The 15642-nt window shown below is 36.7% G+C and carries 12 protein-coding genes and 1 pseudogene; 12 read left to right on the top strand and 1 reads right to left on the bottom strand.

Going from position 1 to position 15642, the window contains the following annotated elements; all coding sequences use genetic code 11:
- Positions 1–49: 49 nt before the first annotated feature.
- The 12 genes and pseudogenes from NH454_RS18175 to galU all read left to right on the top strand — a co-directional run bounded on the left by NH454_RS18175 (position 50) and on the right by galU (position 12965).
- The gene (locus tag NH454_RS18175; RefSeq protein WP_253039877.1) at positions 50–1231 is read left to right on the top strand and encodes a hypothetical protein; all 1182 of its coding nucleotides are present in this window, start codon (positions 50–52) and stop codon (positions 1229–1231) included.
- Positions 1198–1707: a DapH/DapD/GlmU-related protein gene (locus NH454_RS18170; RefSeq protein WP_253039876.1), complete on the top strand. Its 510-nt coding sequence runs from the start codon at positions 1198–1200 to the stop codon at positions 1705–1707. Before NH454_RS18175 ends, NH454_RS18170 begins: the two co-directional genes overlap by 34 nt.
- Positions 1694–3061: a polysaccharide deacetylase family protein gene (locus tag NH454_RS18165; RefSeq protein WP_253039875.1), complete on the top strand. Its 1368-nt coding sequence runs from the start codon at positions 1694–1696 to the stop codon at positions 3059–3061. The genes NH454_RS18170 and NH454_RS18165 overlap by 14 nt, the downstream gene beginning before the upstream one ends.
- Positions 3058–4287, top strand: a complete 1230-nt coding sequence (locus NH454_RS18160; protein ID WP_253039874.1) for an O-antigen polymerase — start codon at positions 3058–3060, stop codon at positions 4285–4287. The genes NH454_RS18165 and NH454_RS18160 overlap by 4 nt, the downstream gene beginning before the upstream one ends.
- On the top strand, positions 4288–5388 hold the full coding sequence (locus tag NH454_RS18155; protein WP_253039872.1) for a glycosyltransferase: 1101 nt from the start codon (positions 4288–4290) through the stop codon (positions 5386–5388).
- Positions 5382–6125 carry a glycosyltransferase family 2 protein gene (locus NH454_RS18150; protein ID WP_253039870.1) on the top strand — a complete coding sequence of 248 codons (744 nt, stop codon included), beginning with the start codon at positions 5382–5384 and terminating at the stop codon, positions 6123–6125. The genes NH454_RS18155 and NH454_RS18150 overlap by 7 nt, the downstream gene beginning before the upstream one ends.
- The gene (locus NH454_RS18145) at positions 6122–7036 is read left to right on the top strand and encodes an NAD-dependent epimerase/dehydratase family protein (RefSeq protein WP_253039868.1); all 915 of its coding nucleotides are present in this window, start codon (positions 6122–6124) and stop codon (positions 7034–7036) included. The genes NH454_RS18150 and NH454_RS18145 overlap by 4 nt, the downstream gene beginning before the upstream one ends.
- A gap of 29 nt (positions 7037–7065) precedes the next feature.
- Positions 7066–7614, top strand: coding sequence for a sugar transferase (locus tag NH454_RS18140; RefSeq protein WP_253039866.1), 549 nt, complete (start codon positions 7066–7068; stop codon positions 7612–7614).
- A 67-nt stretch (positions 7615–7681) separates the two neighbouring features.
- Positions 7682–8066 (top strand): annotated as a pseudogene (locus NH454_RS18135) (four helix bundle protein).
- Between the two features lie 172 nt (positions 8067–8238).
- Positions 8239–10203, top strand: coding sequence for a nucleoside-diphosphate sugar epimerase/dehydratase (locus NH454_RS18130; protein ID WP_253039864.1), 1965 nt, complete (start codon positions 8239–8241; stop codon positions 10201–10203).
- 142 nt (positions 10204–10345) lie between these two features.
- On the top strand, positions 10346–11512 hold the full coding sequence (locus NH454_RS18125; protein WP_253039862.1) for a nucleotide sugar dehydrogenase: 1167 nt from the start codon (positions 10346–10348) through the stop codon (positions 11510–11512).
- 544 nt (positions 11513–12056) lie between these two features.
- On the top strand, positions 12057–12965 hold the full coding sequence (gene galU / locus NH454_RS18120) for a UTP--glucose-1-phosphate uridylyltransferase GalU (protein WP_253039860.1): 909 nt from the start codon (positions 12057–12059) through the stop codon (positions 12963–12965).
- Between the two features lie 446 nt (positions 12966–13411).
- Here galU and NH454_RS18115 read toward each other — a convergent pair whose 3' ends face one another.
- The gene (locus NH454_RS18115) at positions 13412–14824 is read right to left on the bottom strand and encodes an MBL fold metallo-hydrolase (protein WP_253039858.1); all 1413 of its coding nucleotides are present in this window, start codon (positions 14822–14824) and stop codon (positions 13412–13414) included.
- Positions 14825–15642: the final 818 nt, after the last annotated feature.

The following is a 15642-nucleotide window of genomic DNA, read 5'->3' as shown; positions in this document are numbered from 1 at the left end:
TTTGGTTGTAAGTTATTGGCTTTCTATTTTTTTCAAATAAGGCTTGTAAATGATTAACTTCATTCCAGTAGTGCTCGGTGGTTACATAAATGGTTTCTCTATAATTAGAGAATTATATGATGAAGATATCAAAAATATAGTTCTTCTGGATTACGGTAGTAGTATCTCTCGCTATAGCAATAAGGTAGCGGAGTACCATAAAATTGATAGGACACCTGAAAGCTTGAAATCTAAGTTACTAGAGTTAAATAGCAAGTATGGTAATTTGGTTTTATACCCAACAGATGATATACAACTTGAATTGTTGAACTCTATTTATAATGATATTGAAAGTTTTTGTTTTATCCCTTTCAACCCTATAAACCTAGTTAGTTGTTTAGATAAAAATTACCAATATGATGTATGTCAAAAGTTTTTAATCCCTTTCCCACGATCTATAAGAGCTTCACAAGTAGAAGATATTGTTATGGGAGAAAACCTAACTTTTCCTTTGATAATAAAACCAAGTCAACGAAAAGACTTATCTACAAATGTATTCAGAACCTTGTTTATTAAGGATTTGATGGATTATAAAAAGAAAAAAAAGCTTTTAGTTGATTATATTAATCATGAAATTGAGTTTGTTATTTCTGAATTTATTCCAGGAGATGATACTAATATATATGCTTATACTTGTTTTAGAGGGAGTGATGGAAAAATATATAATGAATGGGTCGGCAAAAAGTTAACTCAATTCCCTGACGAATATGGGATTTTCAGTAGTGCTTCAAATGAAGCGCCTGATATTATTTTTGAGCAAGGCCGCAAACTAGTTAAAGCCTTAGATTTGTATGGAATAGTAGAACCTGAGTTTAAATATGATTATAGAGATGGTCAATTTAAACTGATGGAAGTTAATTTACGATCTATGATGTGGCATAGAGTGGGTAATCTTTCAGGTGTAAAGCTTCATAAAACACAGTTTGATTTTGCTACCGGCAAGAGTGTTAAGCTTTATGAGCAAGAAAGAGATAAATTAATACACTTTGTATTAATGCAACATGAAGTTGCAAACTTAATTGCTAGGCCTGGTTATTTTAAACATTTTAAAAATAATATATTTTCGGGTAGCGAATTAGGGTGGGCTGTTTTTGACAAAAGAGACCTTATTCCATTTTTTGCTTCTTTTTGGGTGGGTATTAAATATGGGATTAAAGCATGCCTAAGTCGTTTAAAAACTACCTTAAATTAACTTTTTCTAAGTTTAGGTTAAAGAAAAAAGGGGTGATTATTTACAATAACTGTACCTTTTCAGGTTGTAGTTTTTTAGGCTCAGCAAAATTAGAGCCTTATTGCCGAGTGGTTGGTGAACCAAAAATTGTGTTTGGCGACAATTTTTATGCAAATGCTCATTGCCATTTTCTGGGTGAAATTACTTTTGGTAAGAACGTAATGATTGGTCCTAAAACAGTTATTTGGGGGCGAGATCATGGAACTGAGATGGGAATGCCAATGTCAGCTCAGAATCACATAAGCGAAAAGATTATAATTGGTAATGATGTATGGATTGGTGCAGGGGTCATCATATTAAAAGGTGTAAAGGTTGGTGATGGTGCTGTTATTGGTGCAGGAGCTGTTGTAACTAAATCTATTCCTTCAAATGCTATTGCTGTAGGCAACCCAGCAAGAGTTGTGAAATATAGAGGTGAGACAAGTGCAAAAAAATGATTTTTTTACAAATCTAACTTTGTGGTTGGGTACTGTTTTCACTAACAAGTTAGGTATTGATTTAACTTTTATATATGAAAATAATTCTTTTACAGCACAGAATAAAAGTCATAATTTGCGGCTTGTATTTCCTGAAATTGATAAAGCTTATTATACATCTGGACATGAACTTGGTTGCTTGTTTTATGATGTTACAAAGCATACTGGAGTTTCAATCTTTGAGGAGCAGAACTTACCTGTCCCCTCAAGTGCAAAGACCCCTTTATCAGATATAAAGTTTTTAGGTTTGGAGGTGAGCTTCCCATTTGATTTTGCTGGTTTAGTTTTTTGGGCCTTAGGCAGAGTTGAAGAAGTTGATAATAATAGTAGGGATCAGCATGACCGCTTTCCTGCGGCTAGTTCACATGCATTTAAATATAAATACTTAAATAGACCATTTATTGATGAATGGTTTTGCTTTTTGTCTTTTCTCTTAAAAAATAATGTAAATAATTATAATCCTCCGCATCGAGAATATGAGTTATGTATATCACATGATGTAGACCGCCCAATGAGATATGCATTTGCACCTATATTTCAAGCTTCAAAGTCATTGGTCGCTGATATATTCAAAAGAAAGAAGTTTCATGCGCTTAAAGAGCTTATATTATCAAAAATCTTATCTTCCAGTAAATTATATGAATACGATTCATTTAATACATTTGATTGGATTTGCCAACTGGCCTATGTAAATGGTGCTGTAAATACATTTTATTTTATATGTGGTAAAACATCTGATAAAGATAGTGACTACTCAATAAAACATCCAGCTATTAAGAGCTTGATTAAAGAGTTACATAGTAAAGGTCATAAAATAGGTTTGCATCCTAGCTATAATACTTATTTAGATGAAGCAGCTTTCTCAAAAGAGCTCAGCAGCCTAAAAGAAGTATTAAATGAACTCGATATAGATAGTGAAGTAATTGAATCAAGAATGCACTTTCTTCGTTGGAGAACACCTGAAACATTTGATATTTTGTCTAATTTAGGAATTTACTCTGATAGTACTATGGGTTATGCAGAGTATCCTGGCTTCAAAGCAGGAACTTGTTTTGAGTATCAAGCTGTTCACCCAAATACTGGTAAATCTCTTGATATTATTATTAAACCACTCATTTTAATGGAGGCGAGCCTTTTAGCTGAGCGTTATTTGGGGATAAAAAATGAGAACGAGGCACGTATTTTCATCGATGATCTGAAAACGAAATGCCAAAGAGTTGGAGGCCAGTTTCGTGTACTTTGGCATAATTCTGAGCTTTTTACGTCTCAGCAAAGAAGGTTGTATGAATTTTTAGTTTTAGGTGATAAAAAGTGAATAAGGTCTTGATTTGCATATCATCATTGCTTATATATTTTATGCTGATCTTCTCATATTTATATTCTGAGTCAATTGGGTATTATTTTTCCGTAATTGATAGTGAGTTTGTGCTGTATAAAGTGGTCTTAGTAGGTGCTGGTGTGTTGCTATTGGCTTTAATGATAAAGCCTTCTGTAATGACGCCTAAAGAGCTTAGCTACTTTTTATTTGTTTATATGCTTTACATACCTACTTTGGCAGTAGCAGCAATTTCGATCGACTCATTTGAGTTAGTGTATCTTGTATTCACTTCAGCACTAATATTGGGAGTGGACTTGAAAGTTCCACCGGTTAGTTTTAAAGCTATTAAGTTTCGATTTTCTCTTCCTGAAGTTTTAGTATGTTTAAATTTGATTCTATTTATATCTATAGTTTTTAAGTATCGTAGTATTTTAGATATACCTAGCTTTTCTGAGGTTTACGCTTTGAGACTTAAAGCTCGTGGTTTAACGGATTATACTTTTGGTCTTATATTGTCATGGTCTAAGTTTGTTTTTGCTCCACTTGGTTTTCTTTTGGGTGTTTTTTATAAAAGAAAATTTTTATTAATTTCAAGTCTTTTACTATATTTCTCTATTTATATATCTACGGGCGCTAAGTCAGCAGTTATTTATCCTTTTTTATTGTATTTTATATGTTTTGTTTTTCAATATGTTTCTGTTTTGAGGATTAAAACTTTGATGGCTTGTGGTATAGTTGCTTTGGTTTTTATAAGTATGGCTATTGAAGTTTATTTTTCTTTTGTAATTTACCCCTATACAGTAGAGAGAGCTTTTATTGCGCCAGGGGTCTTATCCAATCTATATTATGAGTTTTTTTCTGATAATGAAAAGGCTTACTTAGGTTACAGCTTTTTATCATCATTTATAGATTATGGTTATGACCTTGAACCTGCATTTTTAATTGGTCAAGAGTATTTTAGGTTAGAAACTAGAGCGAATGCATCTTTCTTTGCAGATGGTTATGCTAATTTTGGGATAATTGGTGTAATTATATTTTCTTTAATAGTTAGGGGCTTGATTTTTTTATACTCAGCAATAAGCTTCAACTGGTCAAAGTCGGTTTCTAATACTTTTTTCGTTCCGTTTGCTCTTTATCTTATAAATGCTTCACCTTTAACCATGTTGGTGACTGGTGGGTTTTTCTTAGTTTTAATTTTGGGTCTGTTTTTTGAGGTTGATTAATTGAAAATTTATTTCTTAAGTACCGTACATGTTAGAGAAGATGTTAGGGTTTATCATAATGAATTTAAAACAATTCTAGAGAAATACCCCTCAAGTTCATTTGTTGTTGCGGATGGTAAAGGCTCTGATTTAGACAAAGGGATAATTGATTTAGGCATTATATCTAGATCTAGAGTACTCAGACCCGTTCTAGGTGCTGCGAAAGTTTTCCTTTTTTTTAGAAATAAGGAAAAATCTATAATTCACTTTCATGATCCTGAAATATTACTAGTTGCTCCCCTATTAAGACTTCTGGGGCATAAATTATTTTATGATGTTCATGAAGACTTACCGAGACAAATATTTTCTAAACACTGGATACCGAAATTTTTGATGAAGCCAGTTTCTTTTTGTGTAGAGGCTATTGAAAAATGCTCATCTTTATTTATAAATCATTATTTTACAGCGACCCCTCAAATTTCAAGCCGCTTTAAAAATGATAAAACTACGATAATTAGAAATTATCCTTCAAAGTCTATAGTTGATTTTAGGGCATTGGATAATGAAGTTAAACATATTGCCTATTTGGGGAACATCACACATGCACGTGGTATTTATGAGATGCTCAGCCTAATCGAAGAGCTCAACAACAAAGGATTTAAACTTAGATTAAAGTTAGGCGGAAGGTTTGCACCTAATGAGCTTAAGAATGAGGTTACTCAACATTCTGGTTGGAAGTATGTAGATTTTGTAGGTTGGGTCAACCGAGCTGATATAAATGACTTTTTTCAAGGAGTTTTGTGTGGTTTAGTTATACTAAAACCATATCCTAATTATTTAGAATCATCGCCAAATAAACTTTTTGAATATATGGCTATGGGGCTTCCTGTAATAGCTTCAGATTTTCCTGTTTGGAAAGAATTAATTGATGACAGTGATGGTGTGTTTTTTGTTCCCCATGATGATGTTTCTTCAATGGTTTCAAGCATCATCTCTTTACAAGATGAGAGTCTAGTATCTAGTATTAGGAATAAATGCAAAAAAGCTATACTTGAAAAGTATAATTGGGAAAATGAAGCCGAGAAAATGTTAGAGGTTTACGCTAGGTTTACGGAATGCTGATATCAATTATAATGCCGTGCTTTAATGCCGAAAAGACAATAGAAAAATCAATTAAATCTGTGTTGAGTCAGGACTATTCTAATTGGGAGTTAATAATTGTTGATGATAGCTCTACTGATAATACTGAAAATGTTATAAGTCAGTACTTAGATGATAACCGAATCGTTTTTAGAAAACTTGATAAGAATAGCGGGAGCCCTGCTCAACCAAGAAATCTAGCATTAGAGCTGTCAAAAGGGGAGCTTGTTGCTTTTTTGGATTCTGATGATATTTGGTGTAGTCATAAGCTTTCGACTCAAGTCAGGTATGTTGAAAGTAACCCCAATGTTGACATATTTTGTTCAGCTTATAACCTTGTATCAGAGAGTGGAGTTTACTTATCCAGCTATACCCCACCAAAATTAGCTAATTATAAATCTCTATTAATTAACAATTCAATTGGCTGCTTAACTGCACTAGTTAGATCAACAAGAATAAAGAGTTTTAATTTCCCAAACTGTGGTCATGAAGATTATGCATTATGGCTTAAGCTGATGAGAAGCGGGGGAGATGTTTTAGGAATTCAAGAAAGGTTAGCCAACTACACAGTTATGAGTGAATCAGTTTCTTCTGATAAAAAGAAGCTTTTTCACTTTTACTGGAATATATATCGAAATGAAGAGGGCTTTGGGTTTCTTCGCTCTATGTATCTTTGTTTAAGATATTTTATTAACGTAGTGTGGTTTAAATACAAATGAAAGTACTTTTAACTGGAGGGACAGGCTTTCTTGGTAAAAAGCTATCTAGCACAATAGCTACAACCTCCGAATTAACTTTATTAGTTAGAAATGGCAGTAATGTAGTTGCTAATATTAATGCTTTTGCTTCAGAAATGACAGAGTCTGTCGATTACAGTGAAATATTATTTGGAAATGATGTTGTAATACATGCTGCAGCCTTGGCTCATAAAGTAAATTCTAAGCTAGAACTTGCTGATTACACAGCTGTTAATGAAAAGTTAACTTTAAGGTTGGCTGAGCAGGCCGCCAACGTTGGAGTGAAACGTTTTATATTTATTAGTACAATAGGCGTCAACGGTATTTCTAATACCAAGCCTTTTAAGTTTTCTGATAAACCCAACCCTTGTGAGTATTATGCTATATCAAAAAATAGTGCAGAAATTTGCTTAAAAAAAATAGCATTAGAAACAGGCATGGAGGTTGTAATAATTAGACCTCCTTTAGTATACGGAATGGGGGCGCCTGGCAACTTTGGTACTCTTTTAAAATTAGCAGAAAAGAATTTCCCTTTACCGCTAGGTGCAATTAATAATCGGCGTAGCTTTGTCTCAATTGATAACTTAGTCGACCTTATAATAACTTGCATTGACCATCCTAATGCCGCAAACCAGACTTTTTTGGTAAGTGATGATGAGGATATATCTACATCAAACCTTTTAAAAAAGCTTACTTTAGCTGCAGGGAAAAAACCTTGGTTATTACCTGTGCCGGTATCATTTTTGAAGCTTTTAGCCACAATGGTTGGCAAAAAGGAGGCTGTAGAGCGGTTTTCGAGTTCACTAACCGTTGATATTGATCACACTAAGAAAACATTGAACTGGAAGCCCCCAATTACATTAGACGAAGGTATTCGTCGTTGTTTTAAGTAAATTTATACTAATTTTTAATGGAATTATAAATGATTCGCTTACTCGATTTTCTATTTGCCTTATTTGGTTTATTATTTGCTTTACCATTTTTGGTTGTTTTATACATTATTGGCTTGTTCGATACTGGCTCACCTATTTTTACTCAACAGCGTGTTGGCCGTAATAAAAAGCCTTTTACTTTAGTTAAGTTTAGAACTATGAAGGTTGATACTGCATCGGTAGCTAGCCACTTAGCAAGTACTGCATCTATAACTCCTTTTGGTGGCTTTTTACGTAAAACTAAGTTAGACGAATTACCCCAGCTGTGGAATGTATTGAAAGGCGAAATGAGTTTGGTTGGCCCTCGCCCTGGATTATTTAACCAACAAGAGCTAACAGCAGCACGCGATGCTAAAAATGTTTACTCTGTACGCCCAGGTATTACAGGCCTTGCACAAGTGAATGAGATTGACATGTCGACCCCTGAATTACTGGCAAAAACAGATCGCGAGATGATAGATACTCTTAACCTTAGTAACTACTTTAAGTATATATTAATGACTGTTACAGGTAGTGGTAGTGGGGATAGGGTTAAGTGAAAGGTTACTAGGTTCTAGGGAAGTGAATAGGTTCTAGAAGAAGTCTAGGGAACTAAGGGTGGTAATTATGCAATTTGAAAAACTGGATGTTTGGAAAAGGGGTTCTCGTTTAGCTTGTGATATCTATAAAGTGACTAAAGATTGTAAGGATTATGGCTTTAAAGATCAGGTAACGCGTTCAGCTGTTTCTGTACCCCTCTAATATAGCCGAGGGAATAGAGCGTGAAACTGTGAATGATGAATCTAAATTTTTGTATTATGCTAAAGGTTCTGCTGGTGAGTTAGTTACACAGCTTTATATTGGCATTGAAATTGGATTTATAGAAAAAGAGCATGGATTAAAGCTAGTATCCGAAGCTAAAGAAATTGCAGCTATGATTGCTTCGTTAATAAAGCGAAGAAAGGGTTTTGTTAAAGAGCGAGAGTCCATTTATGGTGTTGGCCGCTCCTAGCTCCTAGCTCCTAGCTCCTATAATTCTTTTAAATTCAATAATTAGTGAAAATGTATTAGTTTTTAGTGATTTTTTTTCTCACTAGCTATATTATAGGGATGTATAACAATCATTAAGCTTTTGCTCAGTTAGGACAACTGATAATCCAAGCTTAATACAAAAGGGATTTCAAGTGGACAAAATAATAGACTCTATCTTTAACGCGCCTCGTTCTAAAAAGCGCGCGATAACACTCGTTTTTGACTCTTTTTTTATTTTTTCAGCATTTTGGCTAGCCTTAGTTGTAAGGCTCGACAGCATGGCTCCTTTATATGTGCTCGAGTACTGGTTTGTACTTGGCTTATTGTTGCCTACCTCATTAATTACTTTTGTTAACCTTGGTTTATACCGCGCGGTGCTGCGTTATATGAACGCTCAAGCACTTTGGGCGATTGTTATTGGCACCTTAGTTGCCACTGTAGCACTGGTTATATTCTCGTTTTTTTTAGGGGTGATGATGCCCCGTTCTATGCCTTTTATTTTTGCTTGGCTTTGTTTATTAACAGTGGGTGGCTCTCGTATTGTAGTGCGCGCCATGATCGGCAAAATGTCTACCTCACATAAAGAGCAAGTGATTATTTATGGGGCTGGGTCATCAGGTAGGCAATTAGCAACGGCGTTAGAGGCCGGCCCTGAGTACCATGTGCGCGCATTTATAGACGACGATGTAACAAAGCAAGGCTCTATTATTCAGGGTGTGCCTGTATATGCATTTAACGACATACATACTTTAATTGATAAGCGGAGTATTGGTAAAATATTGCTGGCTATGCCAAGCGAGAGTCGCTCACGCCGTAAAGAAGTTTTGGCTTTATTGGAGCCCTTGGCAATACAGATTTTGTCGATCCCAGGTATGGCCGATATTGTAGGTGGCAAAGCTAAGCTTTCTGAATTTAGAGAAGTCGAAATAGAAGACCTATTAGGCCGCGATTCGGTAGAACCAAAACCTGAGCTGATGGCTGCGAATATAACAAATAAAGTAGTTATGGTAACAGGGGCTGGTGGTTCTATTGGCTCTGAGTTATGTAGGCAAATTATTAAGCAGCAACCAAAAAAGCTTATTTTGTTTGAGGTAAACGAGTTTGGCTTATACTCAATCGAAAAAGAGTTGTGCGAATATATTCAAGCGAATGAGCTTAAAATTGAGCTTGTGCCAATTATGGGCTCTGTGCAGCGTATAAACCGCATTGAGACAGTAATGATCACTTTTGGAGTGCAAACCGTTTACCATGCTGCCGCCTATAAACATGTGCCTTTAGTTGAGCACAATGTGGTTGAGGGTGTACGTAATAACGTATTTGGTACCTACTACGCAGCTAAAGCAGCTATGAATGCTAAAGTCGAAACCTTTGTACTTATATCTACCGATAAAGCTGTACGCCCAACTAACGTTATGGGGGCTACTAAGCGTATGGCCGAGTTATGCTTACAAGGTTTAGCGCAAAATAAAGGTAAGCAACATAATACCCGTTTTTGTATGGTGCGGTTTGGAAATGTACTTGGCTCTAGCGGCTCTGTAGTGCCATTGTTCCGTAGGCAAATTAAAGAGGGCGGGCCAATAACCTTAACTCATCAAGACATAACGCGCTTTTTTATGACCATTCCAGAGGCTGCTCAGTTAGTTATACAAGCTGGCGCTATGGGTAAAGGTGGCGATGTTTTTGTACTCGACATGGGCGAACCTGTAAAGATTAAAGATCTTGCTACAAAAATGATTCGCTTATCGGGTTTTGAGGTTAAAAACAGTGCCAACCCACATGGAGATATTGCAATAGAGTGCACAGGCTTACGCCCGGGCGAAAAGCTTTATGAAGAGCTAATAATTGGCGATAACGTAGGTGAAACTTGCCACGAACGTATTATGACTGCCAACGAAGTAATGCTGCCGCTTGCCGAAATTAACGTATTTTTAGAAGCGTTTGACATTGCTTGCCATAATTTTGATCACGAAACAATTCGCCAGCTGTTATTAGATGCGCCTACTGGCTTTAACCCTACTGATGGTATTTGCGATTTAGTATGGAATGCTAAACAAAGTAAAGAACAGAACACAATTAATGAACTTTCAATGAGTAAAGTCGTTAATTTAAAGGGTTAACTCCAGATTGTTATCCTTTGAAATTATTAACCATAATTTTAAAGGATATTAGTGGTTATAAACATAAAAGTGGTAAAGTATGAGCTATTCATATTGAGAGCTTGAATGGCTCTACTTTTAATCAGCTTTAATGGATAACCTTATGAAAATAGCAGTAGTGGGTACTGGTTATGTTGGCTTGTCGAACGCAATGTTGCTTGCGCAGCATAACGAAGTAGTCGCCCTAGATATAGACGAAAAAAAAGTTAGTTTATTACAAGGTAAGCAATCACCGATTGTTGACCCTGAAATAAGCGACTTTTTAGTTAATAAACCGCTTAATTTTACTGCTACCACCAACAAAGAGTCAGCCCTTTTAAATGCTGAATTTGTTGTAATTGCCACTCCGACAGATTACGACCCAGACACTAATTATTTTAACACTCGCTCGGTTGAGTCGGTAATTAGTGATGTATTAGCAATTAACCCAACCGCAACCATGGTGATTAAATCAACCGTGCCTGTTGGTTACACTAAATCGGTTAATGAGCAGTTTGGTACTAATAATATTATTTTCTCGCCTGAGTTTTTGCGCGAAGGTAAAGCACTTTACGATAACTTACATCCATCACGCATTATTGTGGGTGAACAAAGTGAGCGAGCAAAAACATTTGCAAATTTACTTGCTGAGGGCGCTGTAAAAAATAACATCGACATTTTATTTACAAATTCGACAGAGGCCGAGGCGATTAAGTTATTTTCGAATACTTATTTGGCAATGCGGGTAGCTTACTTTAATGAGCTAGACAGCTATGCAGAGAGCCATGGTCTAGATGCAAAGCAAATTATTGAGGGTGTAGGGTTAGACCCACGCATAGGTAAGCACTATAACAACCCATCGTTTGGCTATGGCGGTTACTGTTTGCCTAAAGATACTAAGCAACTATTAGCGAACTACCAAGATGTGCCTAACAATATGATCCGCGCGATTGTAGATGCCAATACGACCCGTAAAGACTTTATTGCAAATTCAATTATTAAACAAAACCCTAAGGTAGTTGGTATTTACCGTTTAGTGATGAAGTCGGGCTCTGATAACTTTAGAGCATCTGCCATTCAAGGCATTATGAAACGCATTAAAGCTAAGGGGATTGAGGTAGTCGTTTACGAGCCAACCTTTGAGGGCGAAGCATTTTTTAATTCGCGTGTAATTAAAAACCTTGATGAGCTTAAACGTATCTCTGATGTAATTGTATCGAACCGCATGGCCGAAGAGCTGCAAGATGTAGCTGACAAGGTTTATACTCGCGATTTGTTTGGTAGTGATTAAGCAAAAGGCGATATCGTAGGTGTGAAATTTATTTAGCGCGAAAATATTCTCACAAAGAGAAGTGAATGAGAAAAGAATGAGGAAGTGATAATAATGCTTTTTGTTTTCTTCAAAGCGAAGCGCCTCTTATCCTCTTTGTGATTATTGCCAAAGATCTTTTTGCACAAATAGAAGTTAATGAGAAAAGAATGAGGAAGTGATAATAAAGCCTTTTGTTTTCTCTTCAGCGCAGCGCCTCTTGGTCTCTTTGTGCAATTATATGCCTTTGATATAGGTGTGATATTTATTTCGCGCGAAGATTTATTCACAAAGAGAAGTGAACGAGAAGAGAAAGAGGAAGTGATAATAATGTTTGTTGTTTCCTCTTAAGCGAAGCGCCTCTTACCTCTTTGTGAAACTTTTCTTTGGTTAGTCGTATCTCTTTTACTCTTTGTAATCATCAGTATTTACGAATATTAAAATTAAAAATCATTCAGCTTGTATCTACTTTGGTACTGTTAGTTTGGTGTTATTGTAGATTTAATTATTAAATAAGGGACTAATTATGAAAGCAGTGATTCCAGTTGCGGGCCTTGGTACCCGTATGCTCCCAATGACTAAAGCAATTCCAAAGGAAATGTTACCTTTAGTTGATAAACCGCTTATTCAGTATATTGTTAATGAATGTGTTTTAGCTGGTATAAAAGAAATTGTGCTAGTTACGCACAGCTCTAAAAATGCTATTGAAAACCACTTTGATACCAGCTTTGAGCTTGAGGCTACACTTGAAAAGCGTGTTAAACGCACGTTGCTTGAAGAAGTACGCTCAATTTGCCCACCAGATGTAACCATTATGCATGTTCGCCAAGGTGAAGCGAAAGGCTTGGGCCATGCGGTATTATGCGCAAAACCAATTGTAGGCGATGACAACTTTGTAGTGGTTCTGCCAGATGTTATTTTAGATGGTTACACCGCAGACCAAAAAACCGAAAACATTGCCGCTATGATCGAGCGTTTTAACGATGTTAAAGCAAGCCAGATCATGCTTGAACCGGTACCGCAAGAAAGTGTTCATAAATACGGTATTGCTGATATCGGTGGCGTTAAAATTAAAGCCGGCGAAAGCGCACCAATTAAAACGATGGTTGAAAAACCAAAAGCTGAAGAAGCACCATCTAACTTAGCGGTTGTTGGCCGTTATGTGTTATCAAAAGCTATTTGGCCATTACTAGCTAAAACTCCAGCTGGTGCGGGTGGCGAAATTCAGTTAACAGATGCGATTGACGAGCTTATGAAAACTGAGGTTGTTGAGGCGTTCCACATGAGCGGCCGCGCTCACGACTGTGGCGACAAGCTAGGTTATTTAAAAGCGATCATTGAGTATGGTATCCGTGACGAAAAATTAGGTGATGAGTTTTCTGAGTTTTTAAACGATATCGTTGCGCCTAGAGTGAGTCACCTAAAAGCGGTTTAATTAGTTTTTGCGTTTCTGAAATATTCAAACGCCTACACATTGTGTAGGCGTTTTTGTTTAGTAACTCCTTTGGAATAAGAACTTTTCCGCACATAGAAAAGAGAGTCATGAGCCGTCAGCTTTCAGCTTTCAGCTGTCAGTTTGATGCTGAATTGCGTTGTTTGTTGGTCAGCTGCTGAATTCAGCCAGGTTAATAAAGAACATTTACGCAAAGAGAAAAGAATGAAGAGAGAACTAGAAAAGCAATATGTCTTTTAAGTTGGTTTCTCTAAAGCGAAGCGTCTCTTAACCTCTATGTGAATATTACTTAGGATTTTTTTTGCACAAAGAGAAGTGAATGAGAAGACAAAGAGGTAGCCAATAACAAACCTAAATGTTCTTCTCTAAAGTGCAGCGTCTCTTATCCTCTTTGTGAATAAAATTTTCTTTAATGGCTGTCATAGCTACTAGTCAGAAGCTATTTCAACCTTAGTTTTATCGCCCAGTAGGGCTTGGTATTTTTTAGCCAAGGTTGCTTTGGCTTCGTCATCGCCGTGTACAATTTTGATTAACTTCGGTTTCTTTTTCATACCTGTTACAAACCTAATTAGTCCCTTTTGATCTGCGTGGGCGCTGTAGCCACTGATGGTATGAACTGCCGCGTTTATATAAACCTTTTGATTATTAATATATACATAACCGCCTTTTGGGCCGTAGGTTTGAATATCTCTGCCTAGCGTGCCTTTGCCCTGGTAGCCAACAAAAATAATATCGGTTGTTTTGTCAGGTAAAAACTGCTCAAGGTAATTAATAATTCGCCCCCCTGTGCACATACCGCTGGCAGCTATAATAATTGCGGGCTGTTGCTTTGAGCTTAAAAAGTTAATTAATGCCTTGTGCTCTTGGTGTGTATCAATTGTATGCAGTTGGTCAAAATCTAACGGGTGACGCCCTTGGTTAACTCGCTTCTTTGCTTCGTTATCCCACAGGGTTTTAAAATGTTGGTACTCTGCAGTAAAGTTGGCGGCCATGGGCGAGTCTACAATTACTTGTAGTTTATGCCACATTGAATTTTTACGAGCTGAGTGAATTATTTGTTCTAGCTCATAAAGTAGCTCTTGCGTTCGGCCAATACTAAACGCTGGAATAAGTACCACACCGTTATCCGTAACGGCTCGTTCTATAATATTTTTTAAACCTTTTACACGCGTTTTTCGGCCATCATGGTTTTTATCACCATAGGTAGATTCTATTACTAAGGTATCGGCACGGTATGGCGGTTTAGGTGAGGGCAATAACGGCGTATATGGGGCTCCTAAATCTCCCGAAAATACCACTCTGTGATTATTTGGCTTTTTGCCAAGTTCAATTTCTACATAGGCAGAGCCAAGAATATGGCCTGCGCGTTGTAGGCGGATTTTAAATAAAGTTTCTTGGCTTTGGGAGCTCAAGGCTGCTTTTTCGGGGCTAAAGCCCACTCCTACAGGTATGGGGTACCATTTATTAAAATCTAGACTCACTATTTGCTGTTTTAGTCTTCTTATACAGGTGTTTATTATGGCTTCATCACGCGTTACACCCAGTTTTAAGGCGTCTTCAATAACGAGTGGTAGTAGTTTTGCGGTTGCTTTGGATGTGTATATTGGTCCTTTAAACCCTGCTACAAAAAGGTAGGGTATGCGGCCTACGTGATCAATATGGCAGTGGGTAACAATAAGCGCTTTCACGGTTGATATGTCAAAGTCGATATTGAGATCTTCGTGGCTGTCTTCGCCCTGAAACAGCCCGCAATCGATGAGTATTGAGTTGTTGTCGTTTATAACAAGCTGGTGGCAAGACCCTGTAACACCGTTAACTGCTCCGTGGTGTTTTATTTGCATAATAATATCCTTATTTTTGAAGCATATGTTCAGCATAGAGGTTATTGACTATAACGGCAACGAGCAAAATCCTACATGCATTGTTGGATTATTCATAAGCTGTAGGAATTAAGTTTTAAGTTGGATGAGCAAACTCTTTTAAAGTCGAATACGATACTGTAGGCGTTAAATTTATTTCGCGCGTGAGATTTTTTTGTACAATTTGCACAATGAGAAGTGAATGAGAAAAGAATGAGGTAAACCAATAATTTACTTAATTTGTGTTCCTCTAAAGCGCAGCGTCTCATAATCTCTTTGTGATTATTTGTTTTCTCTATGTAGCGCGAAGCGCCTCAGTGTACTCTGTGGTTCAATATGTTTTTTGTACTCTTTGCACAAAGAGAAGTGAATGAGATGAGAATGAGGTAAACCAAAAGATTATTTTTACTTTCTCTAAAGCGTAACGCCTTTGTGAGTTAAAGACCTTTTTTTCTAACCACAGAGGTCACAGAGAGCACAGAGATAGAGAAGGAGAGACCAAACTTTTTTAAATATTGGTTTCTCTGTGTAGCGCAGCGCCTCGGTGTACTCTGTGGTTCAAATATTGTTTTTGCACAATGAGAAGTGAATGAGGAAAGAATGAGGAAACCACAAGGTTATTTTTACTTTCTCTAAAGCGTAACGCCTTTGTGAGTTAAAGACCTTTTTTTCTAACCACAGAGATGTATGGACTCCCCTCCCACAGGGGGGTAACGTAATAAGCGACAAAACTTTTACAAAAGGAGTCCATACATGGTGAATCTTAACGTTATTGCGATTGATTTAGCAAAAAATAATTA

The organism is Pseudoalteromonas sp. Ps84H-4 (assembly GCF_024124645.1).
Taxonomy (GTDB): domain Bacteria; phylum Pseudomonadota; class Gammaproteobacteria; order Enterobacterales; family Alteromonadaceae; genus Pseudoalteromonas; species Pseudoalteromonas lipolytica_C.
Note: the sequence above shows the minus strand (reverse complement) of the source record. Positions and strands in the feature narration are given on the sequence as shown.